General features: G+C 73.1%; 21 protein-coding genes and 1 pseudogene. 14 read left to right on the top strand and 8 right to left on the bottom strand.

Annotation, left to right across the window (positions count from 1 at the left end; genetic code table 11):
- The first annotated feature begins 105 nt into the window (after nt 1-105).
- The 6 genes from ACIBK9_RS35145 to ACIBK9_RS35120 all read left to right on the top strand — a co-directional run bounded on the left by ACIBK9_RS35145 (nt 106) and on the right by ACIBK9_RS35120 (nt 7263).
- Nucleotides 106-660 carry an NADPH-dependent FMN reductase gene (locus ACIBK9_RS35145; protein WP_397162950.1) on the top strand — a complete coding sequence of 185 codons (555 nt, stop codon included), beginning with the start codon at nt 106-108 and terminating at the stop codon, nt 658-660.
- 68 nt (nt 661-728) lie between these two features.
- A complete protein-coding gene (locus ACIBK9_RS35140) occupies nt 729-3059 on the top strand; it encodes an ATP-binding cassette domain-containing protein (protein ID WP_397162948.1) in 2331 nt (776 codons plus the stop codon).
- Nucleotides 3059-3838 (top strand): LLM class flavin-dependent oxidoreductase, encoded by a 780-nt coding sequence (locus tag ACIBK9_RS35135; RefSeq protein WP_397162946.1) that lies wholly within the window; start codon nt 3059-3061, stop codon nt 3836-3838. The genes ACIBK9_RS35140 and ACIBK9_RS35135 overlap by 1 nt, the downstream gene beginning before the upstream one ends.
- Nucleotides 3839-3942: 104 nt before the next feature.
- On the top strand, nt 3943-5715 hold the full coding sequence (locus tag ACIBK9_RS35130; RefSeq protein ID WP_397162944.1) for an IlvD/Edd family dehydratase: 1773 nt from the start codon (nt 3943-3945) through the stop codon (nt 5713-5715).
- Nucleotides 5702-6706, top strand: coding sequence for a C-terminal binding protein (locus ACIBK9_RS35125; RefSeq protein ID WP_397162942.1), 1005 nt, complete (start codon nt 5702-5704; stop codon nt 6704-6706). The genes ACIBK9_RS35130 and ACIBK9_RS35125 overlap by 14 nt, the downstream gene beginning before the upstream one ends.
- Nucleotides 6707-6855: 149 nt before the next feature.
- Nucleotides 6856-7263, top strand: a complete 408-nt coding sequence (locus ACIBK9_RS35120; protein ID WP_387680738.1) for a nuclear transport factor 2 family protein — start codon at nt 6856-6858, stop codon at nt 7261-7263.
- Between the two features lie 13 nt (nt 7264-7276).
- Here ACIBK9_RS35120 and ACIBK9_RS35115 read toward each other — a convergent pair whose 3' ends face one another.
- The 3 genes from ACIBK9_RS35115 to ACIBK9_RS35105 are packed head-to-tail and all read right to left on the bottom strand — an operon-like array spanning nt 7277 to nt 9777.
- A complete protein-coding gene (locus ACIBK9_RS35115) occupies nt 7277-7837 on the bottom strand; it encodes a GNAT family N-acetyltransferase (RefSeq protein WP_397162940.1) in 561 nt (186 codons plus the stop codon).
- A gap of 21 nt (nt 7838-7858) precedes the next feature.
- Nucleotides 7859-8566 carry a response regulator gene (locus ACIBK9_RS35110; protein WP_397162938.1) on the bottom strand — a complete coding sequence of 236 codons (708 nt, stop codon included), beginning with the start codon at nt 8564-8566 and terminating at the stop codon, nt 7859-7861.
- Complete coding sequence (locus ACIBK9_RS35105) at nt 8551-9777, bottom strand: sensor histidine kinase (RefSeq protein WP_397162936.1); 1227 nt, start codon at nt 9775-9777, stop codon at nt 8551-8553. Before ACIBK9_RS35105 ends, ACIBK9_RS35110 begins: the two co-directional genes overlap by 16 nt.
- Before the next feature lie 156 nt (nt 9778-9933).
- On the opposite strand from ACIBK9_RS35105, the gene ACIBK9_RS35100 reads away from it, so the two are divergent.
- From ACIBK9_RS35100 to ACIBK9_RS35090, 3 genes are all read left to right on the top strand, one after another.
- Nucleotides 9934-10935, top strand: a complete 1002-nt coding sequence (locus tag ACIBK9_RS35100) for an ABC transporter ATP-binding protein (protein ID WP_397162934.1) — start codon at nt 9934-9936, stop codon at nt 10933-10935.
- Nucleotides 10932-13205 (top strand): alpha/beta fold hydrolase, encoded by a 2274-nt coding sequence (locus ACIBK9_RS35095; RefSeq protein WP_397162933.1) that lies wholly within the window; start codon nt 10932-10934, stop codon nt 13203-13205. Before ACIBK9_RS35100 ends, ACIBK9_RS35095 begins: the two co-directional genes overlap by 4 nt.
- A 298-nt stretch (nt 13206-13503) precedes the next feature.
- Complete coding sequence (locus ACIBK9_RS35090; protein WP_397162931.1) at nt 13504-14628, top strand: hypothetical protein; 1125 nt, start codon at nt 13504-13506, stop codon at nt 14626-14628.
- Here ACIBK9_RS35090 and ACIBK9_RS35085 read toward each other — a convergent pair.
- On the bottom strand, nt 14523-15749 hold the full coding sequence (locus ACIBK9_RS35085) for a cytochrome P450 (protein WP_397162929.1): 1227 nt from the start codon (nt 15747-15749) through the stop codon (nt 14523-14525). The two genes, ACIBK9_RS35090 and ACIBK9_RS35085, sit on opposite strands and share 106 nt — an antisense overlap.
- Before the next feature lie 253 nt (nt 15750-16002).
- Here ACIBK9_RS35085 and ACIBK9_RS35080 point away from each other — a divergent pair, with 253 nt between their 5' ends.
- Nucleotides 16003-17682, top strand: a complete 1680-nt coding sequence (locus ACIBK9_RS35080) for a hypothetical protein (RefSeq protein ID WP_397162927.1) — start codon at nt 16003-16005, stop codon at nt 17680-17682.
- Between the two features lie 31 nt (nt 17683-17713).
- Here ACIBK9_RS35080 and ACIBK9_RS35075 read toward each other — a convergent pair.
- Together ACIBK9_RS35075 and ACIBK9_RS35070 are read right to left on the bottom strand one after the other, a co-directional pair.
- A pseudogene (locus ACIBK9_RS35075) lies at nt 17714-18473 on the bottom strand (class I SAM-dependent methyltransferase).
- The gene (locus tag ACIBK9_RS35070) at nt 18470-19099 is read right to left on the bottom strand and encodes a TetR/AcrR family transcriptional regulator (RefSeq protein ID WP_397162925.1); all 630 of its coding nucleotides are present in this window, start codon (nt 19097-19099) and stop codon (nt 18470-18472) included. Before ACIBK9_RS35070 ends, ACIBK9_RS35075 begins: the two are co-directional and overlap by 4 nt.
- A gap of 82 nt (nt 19100-19181) precedes the next feature.
- On the opposite strand from ACIBK9_RS35070, the gene ACIBK9_RS35065 reads away from it, so the two are divergent.
- On the top strand, nt 19182-20246 hold the full coding sequence (locus ACIBK9_RS35065) for a DUF2867 domain-containing protein (protein ID WP_397162923.1): 1065 nt from the start codon (nt 19182-19184) through the stop codon (nt 20244-20246).
- A 37-nt stretch (nt 20247-20283) separates the two neighbouring features.
- Here ACIBK9_RS35065 and ACIBK9_RS35060 read toward each other — a convergent pair whose 3' ends face one another.
- Nucleotides 20284-20709: a nuclear transport factor 2 family protein gene (locus tag ACIBK9_RS35060; RefSeq protein ID WP_397162921.1), complete on the bottom strand. Its 426-nt coding sequence runs from the start codon at nt 20707-20709 to the stop codon at nt 20284-20286.
- A gap of 128 nt (nt 20710-20837) precedes the next feature.
- On the opposite strand from ACIBK9_RS35060, the gene ACIBK9_RS35055 reads away from it, so the two are divergent.
- The 3 genes from ACIBK9_RS35055 to ACIBK9_RS35045 all read left to right on the top strand — a co-directional run bounded on the left by ACIBK9_RS35055 (nt 20838) and on the right by ACIBK9_RS35045 (nt 22398).
- Complete coding sequence (locus ACIBK9_RS35055; RefSeq protein ID WP_397162920.1) at nt 20838-21335, top strand: GyrI-like domain-containing protein; 498 nt, start codon at nt 20838-20840, stop codon at nt 21333-21335.
- Nucleotides 21336-21469: 134 nt separating this feature from the next.
- Nucleotides 21470-22120, top strand: coding sequence for a helix-turn-helix domain-containing protein (locus tag ACIBK9_RS35050; RefSeq protein ID WP_397162918.1), 651 nt, complete (start codon nt 21470-21472; stop codon nt 22118-22120).
- Nucleotides 22121-22266: 146 nt separating this feature from the next.
- Nucleotides 22267-22398 carry a hypothetical protein gene (locus ACIBK9_RS35045; protein WP_397162917.1) on the top strand — a complete coding sequence of 44 codons (132 nt, stop codon included), beginning with the start codon at nt 22267-22269 and terminating at the stop codon, nt 22396-22398.
- Nucleotides 22399-22411: 13 nt separating this feature from the next.
- Here the strand turns inward: ACIBK9_RS35045 and ACIBK9_RS35040 are convergent, their stop codons facing one another.
- Nucleotides 22412-22729 (bottom strand): hypothetical protein, encoded by a 318-nt coding sequence (locus tag ACIBK9_RS35040; protein ID WP_397162916.1) that lies wholly within the window; start codon nt 22727-22729, stop codon nt 22412-22414.
- Nucleotides 22730-22882: the final 153 nt, after the last annotated feature.

Raw genomic sequence — 22882 nt, 5'->3', positions numbered from 1 at the left:
CTAAGGGCTGAGACGCTCGCGTATAAATGGTGGATAGCAGCGCATTCAGTATCTCAGCCGCTCTCCCTACGGTTGGTTTCCGTAACCGAACTGAGGGAGAGGGACATGCTCAAGGTAGGCATCATCCTCGGCAGCACCCGTCCTGGCCGCAACGGTGAGGCGGTGGCCCACTGGGTCCGCGATCTGGCGGCCAAGCGGGGCGACGCCGACTACCGGCTCATCGACCTGAAGGACTACGACCTGGGCAACCTGGACGAACCCGAGCACCCCGCCATGGGCAACTATTTGCACGAGCACACCAGGCGCTGGTCGGCCACGGTCTCCGAGCTGGACGCGTTCGTGATCGTGACCCCGGAGTACAACAACTCCTACCCGGGCGCGCTCAAGAACGCCCTCGACTTCCTGTACGCCGAGTGGACCAACAAGGCGGCCGGATTCGTCGGCTACGGCGTGGACGGCGCGCCCCGGGCCATCGCCCACCTGCGGCACGTGCTGGGCCTGCTCGGCGTGGCCACCGTGTCCAACCAGGTCGGGCTGTCGATCCACACCGACTTCGCCGACGGCTTCAAGCCCGCCGCCGCCCACGAGGACCGGCTGAACGCCGTCCTCGACCAGGTCCTCGCCTGGGGCTCGGCGCTGCGCCCGCTGCGGGCGGCCTGATCCCGCCCCGGTAGCCGCACGGGAGCCGCCCGGCGGTCGCACGGCGGGCGATGGGTAGATTGCGCAGAGTGGAAGACGAGGTGGTCAGCGGCATCCGGGTGCGCGGCGCGCGGGTGCACAACCTGCGGGACGTCGACGTGGCGATCCCGCGCGACGCGCTGGTGGCGTTCACGGGGGTCTCCGGGTCGGGCAAGTCGTCGCTGGCGTTCGGCACGATCTTCGCCGAGTCGCAGCACCGCTACCTGGAGTCGGTCGCGCCCTACGCGCGGCGGCTGCTGCAGCAGCTGCCGATGCCCGACGTCGACGACATCACCGGCCTGCCGCCCGCGGTCGCGCTCGGCCAGCGGCGGTCCACGCCGTCCGCGCGGTCCACGGTGGGCACGCTGAGCCGGGTCTCCAACTCGCTGCGCATGCTGATGTCCCGCGCCGGCGCCTACCCGCCGGGCGCGCCGCGCCTGGACTCGGACGCGTTCTCGCCCAACACCGTCACCGGCGCGTGCCCGCAGTGCCAGGGGCAAGGGGTGTTGCACGAGGTCACCGAGGAGTCGCTGGTGCCCGACCCGTCGCTGAGCATCGCGGAGGGCGCGATCGCGTCGTGGCCGGGCGCCTGGCAGGGCAAGAACCAGCGCGACATCCTGGCGACGCTCGGCTACGACATCCACGCGCCCTGGCGCAGCCTGCCGCGGGCGCAGCGGGACTGGATCCTGTTCACCGACGAGGAGCCGGTGGTCACCGTCCATCCCGTACGCGAGGCGGGCCGGATCCACCGCCCCTACCAGGGCAAGTACGCCAGCGCCCGGCGGCTGGTGCTCAAGGCGTACGCGTCCTCGGCCAGCGAGAAGAGCCGCCTGCGCGCCGAACGGTTCATGACCGCCCGCACCTGCCCGCTCTGCGGCGGGCGGCGGCTGCGTCCCGAGGCGCTGGCGGTCACGTACGCGGGCCGCACCGTCGTCGAGCTGGCCGCGATGCCGATGGGCGAACTGGCCGGCGTGCTCCGCCCGCACCGGGACGAACCAGGACCGGCGGGGGCGCTCACCCGCGACATCCTCGACCGGATCGAGGTGCTGGACGAGCTGGGGCTGGGCTACCTGAGCGTGGCCCGGCCCGCGCCGACCCTGTCCAGCGGCGAACTGCAGCGGATCCGGCTGGCCACCCAGCTGCGCGCCGGGCTGTTCGGCGTCGTGTACGTGCTGGACGAGCCCTCGGCCGGCCTGCACCCCGCCGACTCCGCCGCGCTGTCGGACCTGCTGCGCCGCCTGCGCGACACCGGCAACACCGTCTGCCTGGTCGAGCACGACATGGACGTCGTGCGCCAGGCCGACTGGGTGGTGGACGTCGGCCCCGGCGCGGGCGGCGACGGCGGGCGCGTCCTGTACAGCGGGCCGGTCGCCGGGCTGCGCGAGGTCGCCGGGTCGGTGACCCGCCGCTACCTGTTCCACACCGTCGTGCCGGAACGGCCGGCGCACCGGCAGACGGGCCGGCTGGAGCTGCGCGGGCTCACCCGCAACAACCTTCGGGGCGTGGACGTCGACGTGCCGCTGGGCGTGTTCACCGCCGTCACCGGCGTGTCGGGGGCTGGCAAGAGCAGCCTGCTGGCGGCCGTCGCCGAGGCCGCCGGGGAGCGGCGGGTGGTCTGGGTGAACCAGCAGCCCATCGGCCGCACCCCGCGCTCCAACCTGGCCACCTACACCGGCCTGTTCGACACGGTGCGCAAGCTGTTCGCCGCCACCGACGGCGCGCGTGCTCACGGCTACGGCCCGGCCCGGTTCTCCTTCAACGTGCCCGGCGGACGCTGCGAGACCTGCCAGGGCGAGGGCTACGTCGCGGTCGAGCTGCTGTTCCTGCCCACGACGTACGCGCCCTGCCCCGACTGCGGCGGCGCCCGCTACAACCCCGACACGCTGCGGGTGACCTATCGCGACCGCACGATCGCCCAGATCCTGGAGATGACGGTCGACGAGGCCACCGGCTTCTTCGGCGACGTCCCCGCGGTACGCCGCCCGCTGGAGACGCTGCACGAGGTCGGGCTCGGGTACCTGCGGCTCGGGCAGCCCGCCACCGAGCTGTCGGGCGGCGAGGCCCAGCGCATCAAGCTCGCCGCCGAGCTGCAGGGCCGCCGCGCCGAGTCCACGATCTACCTGCTCGACGAGCCGTCCACCGGCCTGCACCCGCACGACACCGACGTGCTCATGGACCGGCTGCACGACCTGGTCGGCGGCGGCGGCACGGTCGTGGTCGCCGAGCACGACATGCGGGTGGTGGCGACCGCCGACCACGTCATCGACCTCGGGCCGGGAGGCGGCTCGGCCGGGGGCACGGTGGTGGCCGCGGGCACGCCGGCGCAGGTGGCCGCCAGCCCGCGCAGCCGTACCGGGCCGCACCTGAAGGGCCTGCTGTGATGCGCCGCGCGCTGTACCTGCCGCCGTTCGGGGAACTGGCCGATCCGCGGGTGCTCGCCGAGCTGGCCGCCCGCGCCGAGGACGCCGGGTTCGACGGCGTCTTCCTGTGGGACCACGTCGTGCGCCCGCTGAGCCCGGGGCTGGCCGTCTGCGACGCCTGGATCGCCCTGGCCGCGATCGCCGCCGCCACCGAGCGCGTCCGCATCGGCACCAGGGTCACGCCGCTGTCGCGGCGCAGGCCGTACGAGGTGGCCAGGCAGGCCGCCGCCCTCGACCAGCTCAGCGGCGGGCGGATGGTGCTCGGCGTCGGGCTCGGCGCGGACGACGGCGGGGAGCTGAGCAGGCTCGGCGAGACCGGCGACCCGCGCGTCCGGGCGGAGATGCTCGACGAGGGCCTCGACGTCATCTGCCGGCTCTGGACCGGCCTGCCCGTCCGCCACCGGGGCCGCCACTACCGCGTCGACGACCTGGCGTTCCAGCCGCAGCCCGTGCAGCGGCCGCGGATCCCCATCTGGGTCGCCGCCCAGTCGGTCCGGCAGGCGCCGCTCCGCCGCGCCGCCCGCTTCGACGGTCTCTGTCCGGAGGCCACCCCGGTAGGGGTGCGGGAGATGCTGGCCGTCGTCGCCGAGCACCGGGGCGGGCTCGAAGGCTTCGAGGTCGCGGTCGGCGTCCCGCCGGGGGTGCATCCCGGCCCGTACGAGGACGCGGGCGCGACGTGGTGCCTCATCGAGTTTCCCGAGGTCAGCAGCGTCGAGCAGGTGATGGCGGCGATGATCTGAGGCGTTTGCGCGGTGACGGTGGCGGGGTAGGCCAGTCATCGCCCGTCCGGGGTGCGCCATGACACCACCCGACCGGCGGCCCCGCGCGAGTGAGGAGCGAGCTGATGCGCCCGACCGGGCATCCCGAGAGCGGCGGCCTGCGCAGCCAGGCATGGTGGGACAACGCCGGCAATCCGGAGATGACCGCTCTCTACCTCGAACGTTTCCTCAACTTCGGGCTGACCCCGAAGGAGCTCCAGTCCGGCCGGCCGATCATCGGCATCGCCCAGACGGGCAGCGACCTCGTGCCCTGCAACCGCCACCACCTCGCCCTGGCCGACCGGGTCAGGGACGGCATCCGCGACGGCGGCGGCATCCCGCTGGAGTTCCCCGTCCATCCGCTGCAGGAGACCGGCAAACGACCGACCGCCGCCCTCGACCGCAACCTCGCCTACCTCGGGCTGGTCGAGGTGCTCTACGGATATCCGCTCGACGGCGTCGTCCTGACGACGGGCTGCGACAAGACCACGCCCGCGTGCCTGGCCGCGGCGGCGACGGTCAACATCCCGGCGATCGTCCTGTCCGGCGGGCCGATGCTCAACGGCTACCACCAGGGCAGGCGCATGGCCGCGTCGGGGTCGGGGCTGGTGATCTGGCAGTCGAAGCGGCTGCTGGCCACCGGCGAGATCGACTACGACGAGTTCATGGCGCGCGTGGCCGCCTCCGCGCCCAGCATCGGCCACTGCAACACCATGGGCACCGCCCTGTCGATGAACAGCCTGGCCGAGGCGCTCGGCATGTCGCTGCCGTGCTGCGCGGCGATCCCCGCGCCCTACCGCCGCCGGGCGCAGATGGCCTACGACACGGGCCTGCGGGCGGTGCAGCTGGTACGTGAGGACCTCACCCCGCGCAAGATCATGACCATGCGGGCCTTCGAGAACGCGATCGTCGTCGCCTCGGCCATCGGCGCCTCCACCAACGTGCCCATCCACGTCAACGCCATCGCCCGGCACGCCGGGGTGCCGCTGACGATCCACGACTGGCAGCGCGTCGGAGCCGACGTCCCGGTGCTGGCCGACGTCGCCCCCGCCGGCGAGTTCCTGGGCGAGGACTTCTACCGCGCGGGCGGCGTGCCCGCCGTCATGCGGACGCTGCTGGCGGCCGGGCGGCTGCACGGCGAGGCCATGACCGTCTCCGGCCGTACCGTGGCCGAGAACCTGGCCGACGCCCCGCCCGGCGACCCGGAGGTCATCCGCCCCTACGACGACCCGGTCGCCGCGCGCGGCGGGCTGCTCATCATGACGGGCAACCTGTTCGACTCCGCCGTCATGAAGACCTCCGTCCTCAGCGAGGAGTTCCGCGTGGTCCGCGACTACCGCGCGATCGTCTTCGAGGGGCCCGAGGACTACCACGCCCGCATCCAGGATCCGGAGCTCGGCGTGGACGAGGGCTGCATCCTCGTCATCCGCTACACCGGGCCGATCGGCTACCCCGGGTCGGCCGAGGTGGTGAACATGGAGGCGCCGTCCGCGCTGCTGCGGCTGGGCGTCACCACGCTGCCCACGCTCGGCGACGGCCGCCAGAGCGGCACCTCCGACGCGCCGTCCATCCTCAACGCCAGCCCCGAGGCCGCCGCCGGCGGCAACCTGGCCATCCTGCGCACCGGCGACCTCGTCCGCGTCGACGTGGACAACGCCCGCGTCGACGTGCTGCTGACGGAGGAGGAGATCGCCGCACGGTGGGCCCGTCACACGCCGCCGGCGCTGGAGAACCAGACGCCGTGGCAGGAGATCTACCGCGCCACGGTCGGGCAGCTCGACGGCGGGGGATGCCTGGAGCTGGCCCTGTCGTACCAGGACCTCGTACACACCAAGGGGATTCCCCGTGACTCGCACTGACGCCAGAGGCACCGTCATGATCGCCGACTCCGACTTCGGCGACGTGGACATCGAACGCGCGATCGTCGAGGCCGCCGGGTTCGAGCTCCGCGCCGAGCAGTGCAAGAGCGAGGACGAGGTGATCGAGAAGGGCCGGGACGCCGACGGCGTCCTGACCCAGTACGCCCGGATCGGCTCCCGCGCCGTCGAGGCGTTCACCCGCTGCCGGGTGATCGCCCGCTACGGCACGGGCGTGGACATCGTCGACGTCGAGGCCGCGACCAGGCACGGCATCCAGGTCACCAACGCGCCGAACGAGTGGTGCGCCGAGGAGGTCGCCGACCACGCCGTCGCGCTCTGGCTGGCCGCCGCCCGCAAGATCTGCGAGTACGACCGCGCCACCCGGCGGGGCGTGTGGCGATGGCAGACCGGCGAGCCGATCCGGCGGCTGCGCGGACGGGTGTTCGGGCTGCTGGGCTTCGGCGCCATCGCCCAGCTCATCGCCGCCCGCGCGCGGCCCTTCGGCGTCGAGGTCTGGGCGCACGACCCCTTCCTGGACGACGCCGAGATCCTGGCGCACCACGTGCGGCCGGTGTCGTTCGACGAGCTCGTGGCGGGCGCCGACTATTTGGTTATCCAGGCGCCGCTCACCTCGGGGACGCACCACGCCTTCGACCGCGCGACGCTGCGCAGGATGAAGCCGGACGCGATCCTCGTCAACACCGCGCGCGGCCCGATCGTCCAGGACGAGGCGCTGTACCAGGCGCTCGCCGAGGGGTGGATCGCCGGCGCCGCCCTGGACGACCTGGAGGAGGAGCCGGCCAAGCAGCGCGACTGGCGTCCGGACAACCCGCTGTTCACGCTGCCCGGCGTGATCGTCACCCCGCACGCCGCCTACTACTCCGAGCAGGCGGTGGAGACGGTGCGGCGGTTCGCCGCGGAGGAGGCCGTCCGGGTCCTGACCGGGCAGGCGCCGCGCAGCCCCGTGAACGAGGTGACGGTCCGGCCCTGACGGGCAGTCGTGTCGTCCCGGCGCCGTAGCCGCGGGGGAGCGTACGACGGCGGGAGTAGCGCGGACCGTCTCCGGCCGTACGACGACGGCGGCGGGCACGGGCGGCGAGGATCAGGACGGCAGCCACCCCACTCCCTCAAGGACGCTTCATGGGCATCACCTGCGAGCGCGACCTCGCCGACTTCCTGACCGCCTACACCCGGGACATGGCCGTCTCCCCCGAGGAGCCCGCCACGATCATCGACCGCTACTTCGTGCCGGACTTCGAGTACTGCAACGACGGGCTCGTGATCGACCGGCAGCGCATGATCGACCACGTCCGCCCTGTCCGGCGGCAGGTCGACCAGGAGGCGATGGCCGCCGGCGACGGGACCGGGGTCGAGATCCACGAGACGCTGGTCTCCGGCGACCGGATCGCCGCCCGGTGGACCTTGCGCACGAGGCTGCGCAAGGGCAGGACCTTCACGGCGGAGGTCTTCATGTTCGGCCGCCTGGCCCCGGACGGCCGCATCCGCCGGATCGACCAGACCACCAGGCAACTGGACGAGGCCGGGTAGCCGCGCGAGCGGTTCAGCCCGTCCGGCGGCCGGCCCGCCACTCCGGGGCCAGCACGGACCAGACCTCGACGTCGTGCCGGACGCCCCGGTGGGGGTAGCTCTCGCGCAGGACGCCGTCCCTGCTCATCCCGAGCCGCCGGGCCACGGCGATGCTGGCGGTGTTGCCGGCCGCGGCCTGCCACTCCACGCGGTGGATGCCGCGTTCCTCGACGGCCCAGTCGATGATCACGCGGACGGCCCTGGTCACCAGGCCCTTGCCCGCCGCCGACGGCTCCAGCCAGCAGCCCGCCTCGGCGGTGCCGAGCCGGACGTCCATCGTCCGGAAGAGCACGCCGCCGACCAGCCTGCCGCCGTTCCAGATGCCGTAGATCCGCCCGGTGTCGGCCGCGGCCTTGTCTGCGTACGCCTGCAGCACCGACCTGGCGGACTCCAGGTCGGTGACGAGGTCGGGCAGGGAGATGAACCGTCCGATGAACTCGCGTCCGCGGTCCATGTGGCTCAGGAACTCCTCGGCCCGCCAGGGTTCCAGCGGACGCAGCTCCGCGCCGTCGTCGCCCAGGGAGATCGCGAACATTGCTGCCTTTCCGTCCAGGATTCACCCGTCTTGCGGGGAAATCCTCTCACGGGCGGCCAGGCCCGTTGATCTCGGCGGGGCGGGCACGGCCTGCAGGTAGGTCAGCACCGCCATGACGCGCCGGTTGTGGTCGTCGGAGGGAGGCAGGCCGAGCTTGGCGAAGATGTTGTTCGTGTGCTTGCCGACCGCCTTGTCGGTGACCTGGAAATGGGCGGCGATGGCCAGGTTGGACAGGCCCTCCGCCATGAGCGTCAGCACCTCGCGCTCGCGGGGTGTCAGCGCGGCCAGCGGTTCGTCCCTGTCGCGGCGGGTCAGCAACTGGGAGACGACCTCCGGGTCCATCGCGGTGCCGCCGGCGGCCACCTGGCGCACCGCCTCGACGAACCGGTCGACGTCGCCCACCCGGTCCTTCAGCATGTAGCCGACCCCGCCGGAGCGGTCGGACAACAACTCCCTGGCGTACAGCTGCTCCACGTACTGCGACAGGATCAGCACCGGCAGCCCCGGCACCCGGGCGCGCGCCTCCAGTGCGGCGCGCAGCCCCTCGTCGGTGAAGCCGGGCGGCAGCCGCACGTCGATCACCGACACGTCGGGACGGTGCCGGACCAGCGCCGCCAGCAGCATGGGCCCGTTGTCCACCGCCTCCACGACGGTGCAGCCGTGCGCCGACAGCAGGCGGACCAGGCCGTCCCGCAGCAGCGCGAGATCTTCGGCTATGACAACGCGCACGGGACCTCCATGGTCAGTTCGGTCGGGCCGCCGGGAAGGCTGCTGACGGTGAGCGAGCCGTCGAAGGCGGACAGTCGGTCCTCGATGCCGCGCACGCCGGTGCCCCGGTCGCGGCGGACCGGGCCCCCGCCGTCGTCGCCCACGGTCAGCCGGAGCACGCCGGCGGTGTGCCGCAGCCGCACCCAGGCGCGGGAGGCGCCGCTGTGCTTGGTCACGTTGGTCAGCGCCTCGGCCGCGGCGAAGTACACGGCGGACTCCACCGGCGGCTGCGGGCGGCCGGGCAGGTCGATGTCGATCTCGACCGGCATCGGGCACAGCAGCGCGGACGCCTCGATGGCGCCGGCCAGGCCGCGGTCGGTCAGCACCGGAGGATGGATGCCGCGCACCAGGTCGCGCAGGTCGCTCAGCGCCTGGCCGGCGATCTCGCGGGCCTCGTCGATCATCCGCAGGGTCTCGTCCGGGTCGCCGGAGCCGCGGGCCAGCCCCAGGTGCATGCGGATGGCGATCAGCTTGGCCTGCGCGCCGTCGTGCAGGTCGCGTTCGATGCGGCGCAGCTCGGCCGCGCGCGCGTCGACCAGCGCGGCCCGGGACGCGGTCAGCTCCCGGATCCGCGTGTCCGGCGTGGGCCGCGCGTCCAGCAGCCGCCGCGCCAGCCGCGCCTGCCCGGTACGGAACAGCGGGACGGCCAGGAGCACCACCACGGCGATGGCCACGGTGGACATGCTCAGGGCGAACGTGTTGAGCAGGCTCGTCTCGGCCGGCCGCAGCCGGAGGAAGACGTAGTCCAGGGCGGACAACATCGCCCACACCGCCGCCAACGGGGCGGGTCCGGTGACGCCGTGCACGGCCAGCCAGCCCAGCTCCCGCCACCTGCCCTCGCCGTCCCCGTCGCTGTTCCCGTCGCTGGTCCCTGTGCTGTTCCCTGTGCTGGTCCCGTCGCCGTCGCCGTCGAGGCCGAGCGTCCGGCCCGCCCAGCGGCGCTGGAACCCGGCCAGGCGGCGAGCGGCCGCGAGCAGCCGGCCGAGCGGCCCCCGCCCGAGACCGGCCACCGGCACCAGGACGGCGCTCACCGGCACCAGGACGAGCAGCGCCAGCGCGGCCACGCCGGTGACGGCGTTCAGCGCCAGGCCGGTCACCGCGTTCAGCGCGTACGCCGCCAGGCCGGTCACCACCCGCCACGCCGGCCCGCCGGGCGAGGGTCGTCTTGCCATCACAGGTGCAGTCTGCCCAATCGGCGAGGAGAAGGCGGTGGGGCCGGCCCCACCCCCTGGGGTGGCGATTTCCCACCCCGGCAGGTGGGCGCGCACCCATGGAGGCCGCGGCCCCGGCTCGCCAGGCTCGACGAGACCAGCCGACGAGGGGGAGACGTGATCGAGGTAAGAGGACTGACCATGCGCTACGGCCGCACACTCGCCGTGGACGACCTGACCTTCACCGTGAGACCGGGCCTGGTGACCGGATTCCTGGGCCCGAACGGCGCCGGGAAGTCCACGACCATGCGCGCCGTGCTCGGGCTGGAGACGCCCGCCGCCGGTGCGGCGCTGGTGGACGGCCGCCCCTACGCGTCGCTGCGCCGGCCCATGCACACGCTGGGGGCGCTGCTCGACGCGGGGGCGGTGCACGGCGGCCGTACGGCCCGCGCCCATCTCGGCTGCCTGGCGCGCAGCAACGGCCTCGGCCCGCGGCGGGTGGCCGCCGTCCTCGGCCAGGTCGGGCTGGAGGACGTCGCGGACCGGCGGATCGGCGGGTTCTCCCTCGGCATGAAGCAGCGGCTGGGCATCGCGGCGGCGCTGCTGGGCGACCCGAAGGCGCTGATGTTCGACGAGCCGCTGAACGGGCTGGACCCGGAGGGCATCCGGTGGATCCGCGACCTGCTGCGCTCGCTCGCCGCCCAGGGCCGTGCCGTCCTGCTGTCCAGCCATCTGATGAACGAGCTGGCGCTCACCGCCAACCACGTCGTCGTCGTCGGACGCGGCCGGCTGATCGCCGACACCACGACGGACGCGCTCGCCGCCCGGTTCCAGCGCGACGTCCTGGTGCGCGCCACCGACTCGGAACGGCTGACGGAGATCCTGCGCGGGCACGGCGCGACCGTCACCGCCGAGCCCGCGGAGCCGCCCGCGCACGACCCGCCCGAGCCCGCGGAGCCGCCCGCGCACGACCCGCCCGGGACCGGCGGCCTGCCCGTCCAGGGCCTGTCCGTTCGGGGGCTGGAGGCCGGTGTGATCGGCGACCTGGCGCTGCGGGCCGGGATCGCGCTGCGGGAGCTGACCCCGCGCGGCGCGTCGCTGGAGGAGGCGTTCCTGGAGCTCACCGAGGACAGCGTCGAGTACGGCGCCCGCCCCGTCACCGCGGAGGCGGCCCGATGACGGCCCCGACGACGGACGCCGTCGCCGCCGAATGGCTCAAGCTGCGCTCACTGCGCTCGAACGCGTACCTGCTGGCCGTCTCGCTGCTCGCCGTGCTGGCCTGCGCCGGGGTGGCGTACCTGATGGGACGGGGGTTCGACCACCAGACGGCCGAGGAGCGGCTGCGCTTCACCGGCAACGGCAACGGCCTGGGCACCGGCCTGCCGGTCGCCTACTTCGTGTTCGGCACGCTGGGCGCCCTCACCATCACCTCCGAGTACGCCACCGGCATGTTCAGGACGAGCCTGGTGGCGGTGCCCCGGCGGCAGCTGTTCCTGTTCGCCAAGGTCCCCGGACTGGCCGCCGTCACCCTGGTCGCCGGTCAGCTGCTGGCCTTCGCCATGCACCTGGCCGCCCAGGCCGTGCTCGGCGAGCGCGCCGGTCAGGTGCTGCTCGACGGGCGGACCCTGGGCACACCGCTCTCCGACCCCGGGGTGCTCACCTCGGTGGTGGCCGCCGGGCTGTCCATGGCGGCCGCGGCGCTGATCGGGCTGGGGGTGGGCGCGGCGCTGCGGTCCACCCCCGGGAGCCTGGTCGCGCTCGTCATGATCTTCCTGGTGCTCCCGGTCGCCGCCCAGACCCTGCCGACGCCGCTGCGGGCGCGGGCCGGGTCGTACATGATCGAGAACCTGCCGGGCCAGATCGCCGGGGTGGGCGGCGGCCTGCTGTCCCCGCCGGCGGCGGCCGCGCTGCTGCTCGCCTACCTCGCCGCCGCGCTGACGGCGGGCGCCGCGGTCACCGCGTCGAGGGGCGGCACGCGCAGGGTCCTGGCCGTCGGCGCCGCCGCGACGCTGCTGGCGGGCCTGGTGGCGGCGCCCGCCGTCGGCGACTCGGCGGACGCCGGACCGTCCTCCCTGGTCTGGCGGCCGTGCGCGGACAAGGACGCCCCCCGGGACATGCGGTGCGCCTCCGTCCAGGTGCCCGTGGACTGGAGCAAGCCGGCCGGACGGAAGATCGCCGTCCCGCTCGGCCTCCTGCCCGCCTCCGGCGGCGCACGCCGGATCGGCACGCTCTTCTCCGTCCCCGGCGGCCCCGGAGCGTCGGGCATCGACGACCTGAAGCAGTTCCACGGGAAGTTCACGCCGTTGCGTGACCGCTTCGACGTGGTCAGCCTCGCCCCGCGCAACACGGTCGAACCCGGCGGCGTGCTGCCGTACGCATGCCTGACCACCGGTCCGTGGATCACCCTGCCGCGCGACCGCGCCGAGTACGCCGCCCTCGCCCGGACGAACCGCGAGCACGCCCAGCGGTGCCGTGCCGCCGACCCGGAGCTCTTCGACCACATGGACTCGGCCTCCGTCGCCCGCGACATCGAGGCCGTCCGCGTCGCGCTGGGCGAGGACCGGCTGAGCTTCCTCGCCAACTCCTACGGGGGCCGCCCCGCGACGGCCTACGCCCGCCTGTTCCCCTCCCGCGTCCGCGCCATGGTCATGGACGGCGCCGCCGGCCACGCCGAGGACACCGCGGCCGGCGAGCCCCGCATGTACGCGCGGGCCGAGCGGCAGCTGCGGCGGTTCGCCGCCTGGTGCCGCACGGCCACGTCCTGCGCCCTGCGCGGCCGGGACGTCGGCGAGGTGTGGCGCGGGCTGGTGACCGCCGCGGACCGCTCACCGGTGCCGGTGAAGAACGATCCGTCCGGGGCCGCCTACAGCGGGTTCGACCTGAAGGTCGCCGCCGCCCCCAGCTTCACCTCGCCGGGCCGGGAACCCGACGTGCCGCGCTGGGCCCAGCTCGCCGCCGCGATCGACAAGGCCGCCGGCGGCGACGCCTCGGGGTTCGCCGACTACGTGCGGCAGTCGTCGGGCAGCCCCAAGGTGCCCTCGCTCGCCGGGCAGAACATGACGCACTGCCTGGACGGCGCGGGATACGGCAGCTACGCCGCCTACCGCGAGGCGCTCCGGAGGGCGGCGGAGCTGTCGCCGGACTTCGCCGGGCAGCGGGCCTGGTGGCCGCTGGCCTGCGTCGGCTGGCCCGCGCCCGTCACCAACCCGCCGGCGCCGCTGCCCGCCCGCGGCCTGACGCCGTTCCTGGGGGTCGGCAGCTGGACGGACCACGACGAGGTCGCGGAGGTCGTCCGCCCGGTGCCGGGCTCGTCCAGCGTCCGGTACGAGGGGCACGGCCACATGCTCTACCTCTACGGCGACACCGGCTGCGTCACCGCCCACGTCAACCGTTACCTGACGAGCCTGAGACTCCCGCCGCCCGGCACCACCTGCCCGGCCACCGGATGACCACGGGCACCGGGGCCGCGCCGCAGCCGGCACGGCTCACGCGGGCACGTCGGCGGGATGCAGCGCGGGCCGTTGCGCCCGGCTCCTTGCGCGCGTCCGCTTGTTTTTGAGCAGTATCTCGGCTAGCTGGTCGCGGCCGGCGGGGGCGTCGTGCTCAGGACGATGAACAGAGGTAGCCGATTACGCGGCGCCACGCCTTTTCGCGCACATATTTGTTTGACTGACGCCCGCTGGGCCCAGCAGCTTCTACGTGTGCGATTCCGTGAATGTCATGACCGATTAACCGGAAGGGAACGGCGTGCACATTGGTGATTTCGGCGCGGACAGGTCCGCAGAAAGCCGCTCCGCGAGTGCCGCGCAGGCGCGCTGGCAGCAGCAAGGGGTCCTGGACCTCGCGCCTTCACTCATTCACAGCGACGAACCCGGTGAACCTGTTCTTCCCGGGCGGGTGCTGGAGCTGCAGGGCGTGCAGGTGGCCATGCTCAACCACGGCCCCATCCAGGTACGCCGGCCGACGTCGCTGATCAGGCAGTTCGATCCGGAGGCGTACAACATCAATCTCTTCCTCGCCGGTGACGGGGGGTTGTCCCAGGCGGGACGGCAGGCCGCCATGACCGCCGGGCAATTCGTGGTGCTCGACACCTCACGCCCCTACGAGGGCTGGCGCAGGTGCGATCGGTCGAGCGCACCGCACTCGACGCTCACGCTCCAGATCCCCCGCCTGATGATGCCCCTCCCGTCGAACGTGGCCGACCGGCTGACCGCGGTCGCCTTCGACACGCGGCACGGCATGGGCGCGGTCTTCGCCCGCTGGGTGACCGGACTCGTACGGGATCCCGGCTACTTCACCCACGACGACGTTTCCACCTTGGCCTCGGTCACCACCACATTGCTGGCCGCCGCACTGGCCCCGCACGTGAACAGCGCTCTGCATGACAGCTCCGAGGCCCGCCGACGCCGGCTCAGGTTCCAGATCGACGACTTCATCCAACGAACTGGTCGGCAGCGCCGGCGGCAGCGTCTTCGTCGTCCTCATGATGTCGGCGATACCCGCATCCGTCCCGTCGGACGCGGTCGCGAGATCAATGGCCGTCGGCGCTCTCGTTCTCGAGCTCGGCACGGCGATCGGAGCGGCGGCCGGTGGAGTCATGGGAACGGCTGCCGGCCTCCGCTCGACCGTGGAGCTCTGCCTGTACGTCGCCGCCACCGTGCTCCTGGTCGTCGCCCTGCGAGGCGGCCTGTCGGCCGTGAGGTCTCGTTCCTGAGAACGCAAGGGCTGACGCCCTTCCCTGACGGGGTGGCGCGGAGCTGGTGCGGTCACCAGGTCACGGGGAGCTCGTACACCCCGTACACCTGGCCGTCGTGCTTGAAGGGGATTTTCTCGAACTCGGCGGCCAGGGCCAGGGTGGGGATGCGCCTGTAGAGGGTGCCGTAGGCGACCTGCAGCTCCAGCCGGGCCAGGGGCTGGCCCAGGCACTGGTGGACGCCGAAGCCGAAGGCCACGTGCCGGCGGGCGTCGCGGCGCACGTCCAGTTCGTCCGGCGCGGGAAAGATCCCGGGGTCGCGGTTGCCGATGTCGTTGGCCACGATGATGCCCTCGCCCGCGCGGATGACCTGGCCGCCGATCTCGATGTCCTCCTTGGCCACCCGGCGGCGTCCGCCGTGGGTGATGTTCAGGTAGCGCAGCAGCTCCTCCACAGCGCCCGCGATCAGCGCGGGGTCGTCGCTCCCGCGCAGCAGGGCGAGCTGGCCGGGATGGCGGAGCAGCGCGAGGGTGCCGAGGGCGATCATGTTGGCGGTGGTCTCGTGGCCGGCCACGAGCAGCAGGACGCCCATCTGGGCCGCCTCCTGCCTGGTCAGCTCACCGGCCGTGACCCGGGCGGCCACCTGGGAGAGCAGGTCGTCGCCGGGGCGGACGAGCTTGTCGCCGACGAGCCCGTCCAGGTACTGCCGCAGCCGCCCGCCCGCGGCCGTCCGGTCCTCGACCGACACGTCCCGCTTGACGATGATCTGGCTGTTGTCCTGGAAGAAGCCGTGGTCGGCGTACGGGACGCCGAGCAGCTCGCAGATCACCAGCGACGGCACCGGCAGCGCGAACGCCTCCACCAGGTCCACCGGCCTCGGCCCCGCCAGCAGGTCGTCGATGAGACGGTCGACGATGCGCTGCACGGCCGGGCGCATGGTCTCGACCCGCTTGACGGTGAACGCCCCCTGCACCATGCGGCGCAGCCGGTGGTGCTCGGGGTCGTCCATGAAGACGAAGCTGATCGCGCTGTCGGGCCGGTTGGGCGCCAGGACCGGCAGCGGGTAGCCGGGCCGGGTGACGTCGGAGCTGACCTGCGGATGGCTCAGCACCGCCTTCTGCTCGGCGTAGCCGGTGACCAGCCACACGGTGCCGCCGTCGCGCAGCCGTGCCCGGGTCAGCGGCGCGTCCTGCCGGAGCGCCTGCAGGGCCGGCGGCGGGTCGAACGGGCACGCCGCCGCCCTGACGCCGGGGAACTCGGGCAACGAGCCGGACATGTCCTGATCTGGGGCGGCCGTCATGACGGTGTTCCTTCCCCTTGCCTGGCCCGGACGGCGCTCATCGACTTCCCGCCTGACGCACCCGCGCTCGCCGTTGTCATGTCCAGTAACCGACGCGTGCCCTGGTAAGTCAAGCGCCTGCTTCGAGGAGCACCGTGATCGAAGTGTTCTGGACGACAGCCTACCAATATGCGAATATGTGTTCGATTGTCGAAGATCGTCAACGGAGGCGAGCCCTGCAGTCATGCCGGGACGTCTCCAGAACGGAGTGCCTGTGCGCACATCGACCTCTGCCCGTGCTCATCTGCCCCGCCGATTAGTCGCGTGGGCCGGGCCCCTGCTCCTGGCGGCGGCCCTGCTCGTCACCCAGACGCCCACCGCCGCGACCGCCGCGGACGCCGCGACCGTCTCCGACCTCGGCGTCGCCGGGGAGGGCGGCGACGTGGTGGCGCGCAACAGGAAGGTCTTCGTCGCCGCCGGCGACCGGATCGTGGTCACCTCCACCGACGGCAAGGTCGTCGGCGCGATCCCCGGCCTGTCCGGCGCCGTCGCCCTGGCCTCGCCGGAGGACGGCAGGAAGGTGTACGCGGCGCTGCGCGGCTCGAACGAGGTGATCGAGATCGACAGCACCACCCTCGCCATCAGCAGGCGCATCGACCTCACCGCGTACCCGTGCCCGTCGAGCCTGGCGCAGGCGTACGACCGGCTGTGGATCGGGTTCGGCTGCGGCGGAGCGGGCGGGGGAGGCGTCCTCGGCCTCGTCACGTCGGCGGCGACCCCCACCCTCGTCCGGGTCGGGCCGGCCACGACCGGTGCCCCGCTCGTCGCCGTCGCCGGGAACACGCTGGTGGCGGGGGAGTCCGGGGTCAGCCCCGCCACGGTCAAGGTGTACGACATCAGCACCACGCCGCCCACGTCGAGCGGCGAGATCCGGGGGGACGCGAACGGCCTGCCGGCCCTGCGTGATCTCGCGCTCGCCGAGCACGGCGCGACGGCGCTGTCGGCGCTGAACGACACTCGCCGGTTCGACGCCTGGGACACGGCGGCCCTGACGCGGGGCCGCGCCTACGACAACAACGGATTCGGCGACCAGGGCGTCCCCGTCACCGTCGGGGCCAGCCCGAACGACGCCTACGTCGTGGGCGGCTGGAACTCCCCGGCAGGCGACGCGGCCGAGCTCGTGGTGTACGACGCGACCACCTCGGAGGTCATCTACACGGCCGCCCACCAGGGGAAGACCGTGGTGGCGGGCAGCGTCGAGTTCTACGGCACCGTCACCTTCGCGGTCCTGAAGGAGCCCGGCACCGGCCGCATGCACCTCTGGCGGCTGCCGCCCTCGCCCTACCACTCCTCCACGCTCACCCTGACGGCTCCCGCCAAGGTGACCACGCTCCAGGAGTCGGCCTTCACCGGACGGGTCACGCTGAGCAGCGGACTGCCGCCCGGCGTGCAGACGCTCGAACTGTACCGCTGGCTCCCCGACGGCACCTCCAGGCCGTTCGAGGAGGTCACCACGGCGGCGGACGGGACCTACCGGTTCACCGACACGCCGCCGTCCACCGGGGCGTACAAGTATCAGGTGTACTGGCCGGGCAACTCATGGTTCCGGGGGAGCGGCTCATCGGTGACCGTCGCGGTGGGCCCGTACGAGCCGACGCTCACCGTGACCGGACCGGCGACGGGCCGCGTCGGCACGCGCCTCGCGTTCAGCGGCACCTTCGGCGCCGACGGCATCACCTTCCCGCGGACGACCGTCACCGTCTCGCTGCGGGTCGTCGGCCCGGACGGCGCCGTCACCTCGAAGAGCGTGGCGAAACTGGTCCCCACCCCCGACGGGACGTTCAGCTTCTCCGACACGCCGGCCGCGGCCGGTGAGCACACCTACACCGTCGACCTGGCGGGCAACTCGGACGTGGGGCCGGCGCGCACCACCCACGTGGTCGCCGTCCGCTAGCGGCCCGCGCGACGTCCTGACGCCGGGCGCTTCAGGCGGCTTCCAGGACGAAGAACAGGAAGCACAGGAACCGCGCGCCGGAGATCTCGCGGAGCTCGTCGGGGAACAGCTCGCGGGCCTCCGGCGCGTACGGCGGTTCACTGATCACGCTGATGCGGAAACCCGCCGCGGTGAAGGGCTTCGGTCATCGCGTGCAGCGGCCGGTCCCAGAAGCTCAGCCGGCTGGTCTGCCCGCCCATGGTCCACTCCTCGACCCGGTTGCGGGTTCCGAAGTAACCAGGCTTCTCCCCGGCCTTGTGCTGCGTGAGGGTGATGACGAAGGGGTGCTCGACCGAGACGAGGAGCCGGCCGCCGGGCCGCAGCACGCGTCGCAGCTCGGCCAGCGCCGGCCCCCAGTCCTCCAGGTAGTGCAGCACCAGCGACGCGATGACGTCGTCGAAGGCGTCGTCGGGGAAGGGCAGCGGGCCGGCCAGGTCGGCGACCCGCAGGTCCGCCTCGGGGCCCAGCCTCCGCCGGGCCATCTCCAGCATCCCGGCGCTCGCGTCGACGCCGGTCACGACGGCGCCCCGATCGCGCAGCTCGGCGAACAGGGGGCCCGAGCCGCACCCGGCGTCGAGGATGCGCCGGCCGGTCACGTCCCCGGCGAGCTCCAGCATCGCGGGCCGCTCGTAGTACGCGTTCACCAGGCTGGTCTCGTTCTCGGCCGGGTAACCTTCGGCGATCGCGTCGTAGGCGTTGCTCTCGGGCGAGTCCGCGACGCGGTTCTCGGGCATGGTCGTCATAGGGGTCATTCTGGCCCGCACTTCCCGGGAGCGCGGAGATGCGGCCCGTCCGCCGGCCCCGGCTGGTCGTCCGTCCTGTCGAGCAGCAGGGCGGCCGCCCGGGTGAGCACCTGCGCCCGGGTGCGGCCGCCGTGGTCGGCGGCCAGGAAGTGTTCGCCGATCGCCACGCAGAAGGCCAGGAGGCTGCGGGCCTCGACCTCCTCGGGGTCGGAGCAGAAGCTGCCGATCATCTCGCGCAGCAGCGCCATGCGCCGGTTGTCCACCCGCCGCAGGCGTTCGGCGACCGCCTCGTCGCGCCTGGCCCAGTCGCGGACGGCGAGGTCGATGGGCAGCAGGCGGTCGTCGGAGAAGGTGAGCACGCCGGCGCGCCTGATCTTGGTTCGCGGGTCGCCGCCCTCGCGTTCGACGCGCTCGATCACCTCGTCGGTGCTCTCCCGCTCCCAGGTGTCCAGCATCGCCTCAAGCAGCGCCTCCCGGTCGGCGAAGTACCCGTAGAACCCGCCCTTGGTGACGCCGAGCCGCTTGGCCAGCGCCTCCACGCGCACCGCGTCGGGGCCGCCGGCGGCCAGCGCCCGCAACCCCTCCTCGATCCACCCCTCCCGTGTCGTACGGACCGCGCCCACAGTGTGTGCCACCTCACTCGCAACATATGTATACGCCACCGTATAACCGTGGTTAACCTCAGTATATACGGCAGCGTATAGATATGGAGGGATCATGAGGCTGGCGAACGCCGCCCACACCGGACGGCCCTGGCGCATCCATGACATCGCCGGAGATTTCGAGCTGGAGGACGTCTGGGTGATCCGCACCCCCGGCGCCGGACGGGAGGACTTCTCCGCCGTGCTCGCCGCGTTGCGCGACTCCAGCGGCGGCCCCCTGCCGCTGCGGCTGCTGCTCGCGGCGCGCTGGAAGCTGGGCGCCCTGTTCGGCTGGGACAGGGCGTCGGCGGGCGTCGGAAGGCGCGTCCCGTCGTTGTGCGAGCGCCTGCCCGCCGACCTGCGCCGGGCCCCGCACGACTCCGACGCCGGCCTGGCGCCCTTCTCCCCGGTCTACGCGCTGGACGACGAATGCGCGCTGGAGCTGGCGAACCGCACCGTGCACGCGGTGATGCACCTGGCATGGGCGCCGGCCGCCGGCGGCGGGCACGAGCTGCGCATGGCCGTCCTCGTGCGCCCCAACGGCCTGCTGGGACGGTGCTACATGGCCGCCATCATGCCGTTCCGCCGCACCCTCGTCCTGCCGGCCTTCGTCCGGCGGCTGGAGCGCGCCTGGCGGGAGCGCGACGCGGGCGTCCTGGAGTCCGCCGTCGGGGCGGGCGGCATCCCGCCGTCCGTCCGCGCGCTGAGCTCCTTGCCCGTCGTCGACTACGCCGACCACTTCGCCCTCACCGTGAACGCCGTCGCCACCGAGGCCGGGGCGACGGCGGAGCGGTGGGCGCGGGCGATGTTCGGCGACGTGCCCAGCGCGGGGGAGCGGTTCATCTGGCGGGGTCTCCTGGGGCTCCGGCTCGCCCGCGGCCGATCGCCCGCCACCGTGGCCGGGTGGCGGATCGCCGCGCGTGGCGACGACTGGATCCGGCTGGAGACCGCGTCCTGGTTCCTGACCGCCAACCTCGTCGTCCGGGCGGCGGACGGGCGGGTGTCGCTGACCACCCTCCTGCGCCATGACCGGCGCCTCGGGCGCGTCGTGTGGCCGCCCCTGTCGGCGATCCATCGCCGGCTGGCTCCCGGGCTGCTCCGGGACGCCGCCGCGCGGATGACCCGCGGCGGCGTCCGGTAGCGCCCGGTCGGGTGCGCCCTGACCGGGGACGGCGGGGTCAGCCGCGCCTGGCGGACGGCCAGCCGTGCCCCCAGCCGCCCTGGACCATGGTCTGGAACGCCCATCCGTCCTCGGTGCGCATCAGCAGGTCGGCGTAGTGCATGCGGTGCTCCTCGCCCTCGATCGTCATCGTCGCCTCGGTCTCCACGACCACCAGGTTCTGGCTGACGAAGCGCGGGGTACGCGTCGAGCGCAGGTCGAGCCCGGCGGTGCCGCCGCCCATGGACTGCTTCATGGCCTCGACGTACTCGGCCCGCGTCCACTGGCGGACGCTCGCGTGGCCGCCGGGCACGTCGGTGGCCACGTTCATCGGGAAGACCGCCAGGTCGGCGAGCTGCTCGATCGCGCCCTCCTCGGCCAGCGCGTCGTAGGCGGCGAACCAATCGTCGATGGTCTTCAGTTCCTCGGCGCTCGGCTGGTACATGCTGCTCCTCCTCAAGTCGTACAACGTACCGTACATCATACGGAAACCGGTCGCGCACCGATGTTCAAGCCTTGCCCCGACCGGTTCGGACAGGATGAGACGCGACCTGCCGGCAGGAAAGGACGACGATGACGCGACAGCCGCACGAGCCCACGTTCGAGACCCTCCACCGCGACCCCCGGACCACGGTGAGCATCAGGACGACGGTCGCGATCGCCCGCCTGGCGGAGGCCCAGGGTGCGGGGTTCACGGAACTGTGGAAGTACACCCAGGAGTCCGGCGTGCGAGTGGAGGGACAGCCCTTCGTCAGGTACCACACCTTCGCGGGGGACGAGACGGACGTGGAGGTCGGCGTGCCCGTGGCCGGACGCCCGCTCGGCGCGGGACGGGTCGCCGCCGCCGAACTGCCGGGCGGCACGGCCGTCGCCACCTGGCACCTCGGATCGCACGACAGTCTGGGCGAGACCTACGCCCTGCTGGACGCATGGCTCAGGAAGCACGACCACGAGCCCGACGGCGGGGCGTGGGAGGTCTACCACTGGTTCGACCTCGAACGTCGACCCGATCCGGCGAGCTGGCTGGCCCCGGAGACCTGGCGCACCCAGCTGATCCAGCCGATTCGCTGACGCCGGTCGTCCGCCGTCACAGCCCCGTCGCCGGCGTCGCGCTCCGCCGGACGATCGCGCCACCGGCCCAGGTGTTGCCGAATCGCGATGATCGCGGCGCCGGTGAGGGCGATCGGGCGGCGAGTCTGGATGTCATGTGGCGACAGGAGCTCGGCAAGGATCCCGGCTCGGGCGTGTCCGTCCATGACATGCGCACGGGAGGGCAGGTCAAGGGCTGGTCGCCGTGGGCTCCGGACGTCGGCCACGCCGTGGTGCTGATGCGGATGGGCGGCTTCCGCCGGCACGCGTCGGGGCAGGACTCCTTCCTCGACGCGGCCGGCGGCTACGTGACCAGCGAAGGGCTGGAGGAGCGCTTCGCCTATCCGTCGGCGGGCGAGATCCGCTACACCTGGATCGCGTTGACGCCCCGGACCGAGCGGCCCGGCCCCGGCGCGCCGCCCACGACGCGGGTGATCCACCGCCGCATGGCCCTGGCCGTGCAGGAAGCGCTCTCCTGCGGTCATCTCAACGACGGGGCCGAGGACCTGGCGCGGCTGGTCGGCGCCTCGCCCAAGCACGTCGGCAGGATCTTCCGCCACGTCACCGGGCGCACGATCAGCGAGTACCGCAACGAACTGAGGGTGCGGGCCGTGCTGGAGCACCTGGCCGACGGCGGCGCCCAGCTCGCCGAGCTGGCCACCATGTACGGCTTCGCCGACCACGCGCACCTGACCCGGACGGTCCGCAAGCACCTCGCCGAGACGCCCAGCGCCCTGCGCGCCCGCCTCGACCCCGGCGGCCTCTGATCGTCATGTGACCCGCCGGCCACCCCGTCCGGTGGCCCCTGAACGGTTGCGCGGCACCGACGGGCTCCCGGCCGCTGACCGCACCAAGGTCCTGCCGTCAGCCGGGATCCCCGCGCGGGGGTGGCAGCGTCTTCGACGGCATTGCCGTGTTCCTGGCCGTGGCCGACGTCGAGCGTGGCGACCGCATCTGGGTGATCCCGTTGATCGTGATCACGTCCGTCCTGGTGCTCACGGCCGGTTGGGCCTGGGAGTCGAGGCGCCGGGCACACCCGTCGTAGGGGCGCCCGGCGGTCAGCGGGGCCGGCTGAGGGCGGCCTCGGCCAGATCCGTCCACTGCTCGGCCGAGGAGTGCGGCACGACCACCCAGTCCTTGACCACCCTGCCCGTGCCCGAGGGATCGAACAGGCACGCCCCGGCCAGCTCCAGCGCGGCCGCGTGCTCAGGAGTGTCCCTGACCAGCCGGAACACCATCGCGCCGTCACGCTGCAGGCTGGCGAACACCTTGCCCGCCTGGTCCTTGAGCGCCGGCCTCCCCATCATCCTGGAAACCCGCACCCCCAGGTCGGCCAGCTCGGCGCCGACCTGCTGGAAATCCTCTTCCGCGCTCATCGTCAGTCGGCCCCAGACTTCATGGCGGCGCGGGGCCGAGCGGCTCGGCTCCCGCGCTCCGGCAGAAACGGCGATCAGGCTAGCAGGACCATGCCGAACCGGGAGAACTCGCGTTCCCGGGCCGCGTCCGGCGCTCTTCCCCTGACGCAGGGT

The sequence above is a fragment of the Nonomuraea sp. NPDC050227 genome (genome assembly GCF_044459705.1).
GTDB lineage: Bacteria > Actinomycetota > Actinomycetes > Streptosporangiales > Streptosporangiaceae > Nonomuraea.
Note: the sequence above shows the minus strand (reverse complement) of the source record. Positions and strands in the feature narration are given on the sequence as shown.

What these genes read in the sequence shown, in the direction of transcription:
- ACIBK9_RS35055 (WP_397162920.1), top strand. Translation starts at nt 20,838, where the DNA reads ATGACGCGACAGCCGCACGAGCCCACGTTCGAGACCCTCCACCGCGAC.
- ACIBK9_RS35145 (WP_397162950.1), top strand. Translation starts at nt 106, where the DNA reads ATGCTCAAGGTAGGCATCATCCTCGGCAGCACCCGTCCTGGCCGCAAC.
- ACIBK9_RS35040 (WP_397162916.1), bottom strand. Translation starts at nt 22,729, where the DNA reads ATGAGCGCGGAAGAGGATTTCCAGCAGGTCGGCGCCGAGCTGGCCGAC.
- ACIBK9_RS35130 (WP_397162944.1), top strand. Translation starts at nt 3,943, where the DNA reads ATGCGCCCGACCGGGCATCCCGAGAGCGGCGGCCTGCGCAGCCAGGCA.
- ACIBK9_RS35105 (WP_397162936.1), bottom strand. Translation starts at nt 9,777, where the DNA reads ATGGCAAGACGACCCTCGCCCGGCGGGCCGGCGTGGCGGGTGGTGACC.
- ACIBK9_RS35135 (WP_397162946.1), top strand. Translation starts at nt 3,059, where the DNA reads ATGCGCCGCGCGCTGTACCTGCCGCCGTTCGGGGAACTGGCCGATCCG.
- ACIBK9_RS35060 (WP_397162921.1), bottom strand. Translation starts at nt 20,709, where the DNA reads ATGTACCAGCCGAGCGCCGAGGAACTGAAGACCATCGACGATTGGTTC.
- ACIBK9_RS35050 (WP_397162918.1), top strand. Translation starts at nt 21,470, where the DNA reads ATGTGGCGACAGGAGCTCGGCAAGGATCCCGGCTCGGGCGTGTCCGTC.
- ACIBK9_RS35120 (WP_387680738.1), top strand. Translation starts at nt 6,856, where the DNA reads ATGGGCATCACCTGCGAGCGCGACCTCGCCGACTTCCTGACCGCCTAC.
- ACIBK9_RS35095 (WP_397162933.1), top strand. Translation starts at nt 10,932, where the DNA reads ATGACGGCCCCGACGACGGACGCCGTCGCCGCCGAATGGCTCAAGCTG.
- ACIBK9_RS35115 (WP_397162940.1), bottom strand. Translation starts at nt 7,837, where the DNA reads ATGTTCGCGATCTCCCTGGGCGACGACGGCGCGGAGCTGCGTCCGCTG.
- ACIBK9_RS35085 (WP_397162929.1), bottom strand. Translation starts at nt 15,749, where the DNA reads ATGACGGCCGCCCCAGATCAGGACATGTCCGGCTCGTTGCCCGAGTTC.
- ACIBK9_RS35065 (WP_397162923.1), top strand. Translation starts at nt 19,182, where the DNA reads ATGAGGCTGGCGAACGCCGCCCACACCGGACGGCCCTGGCGCATCCAT.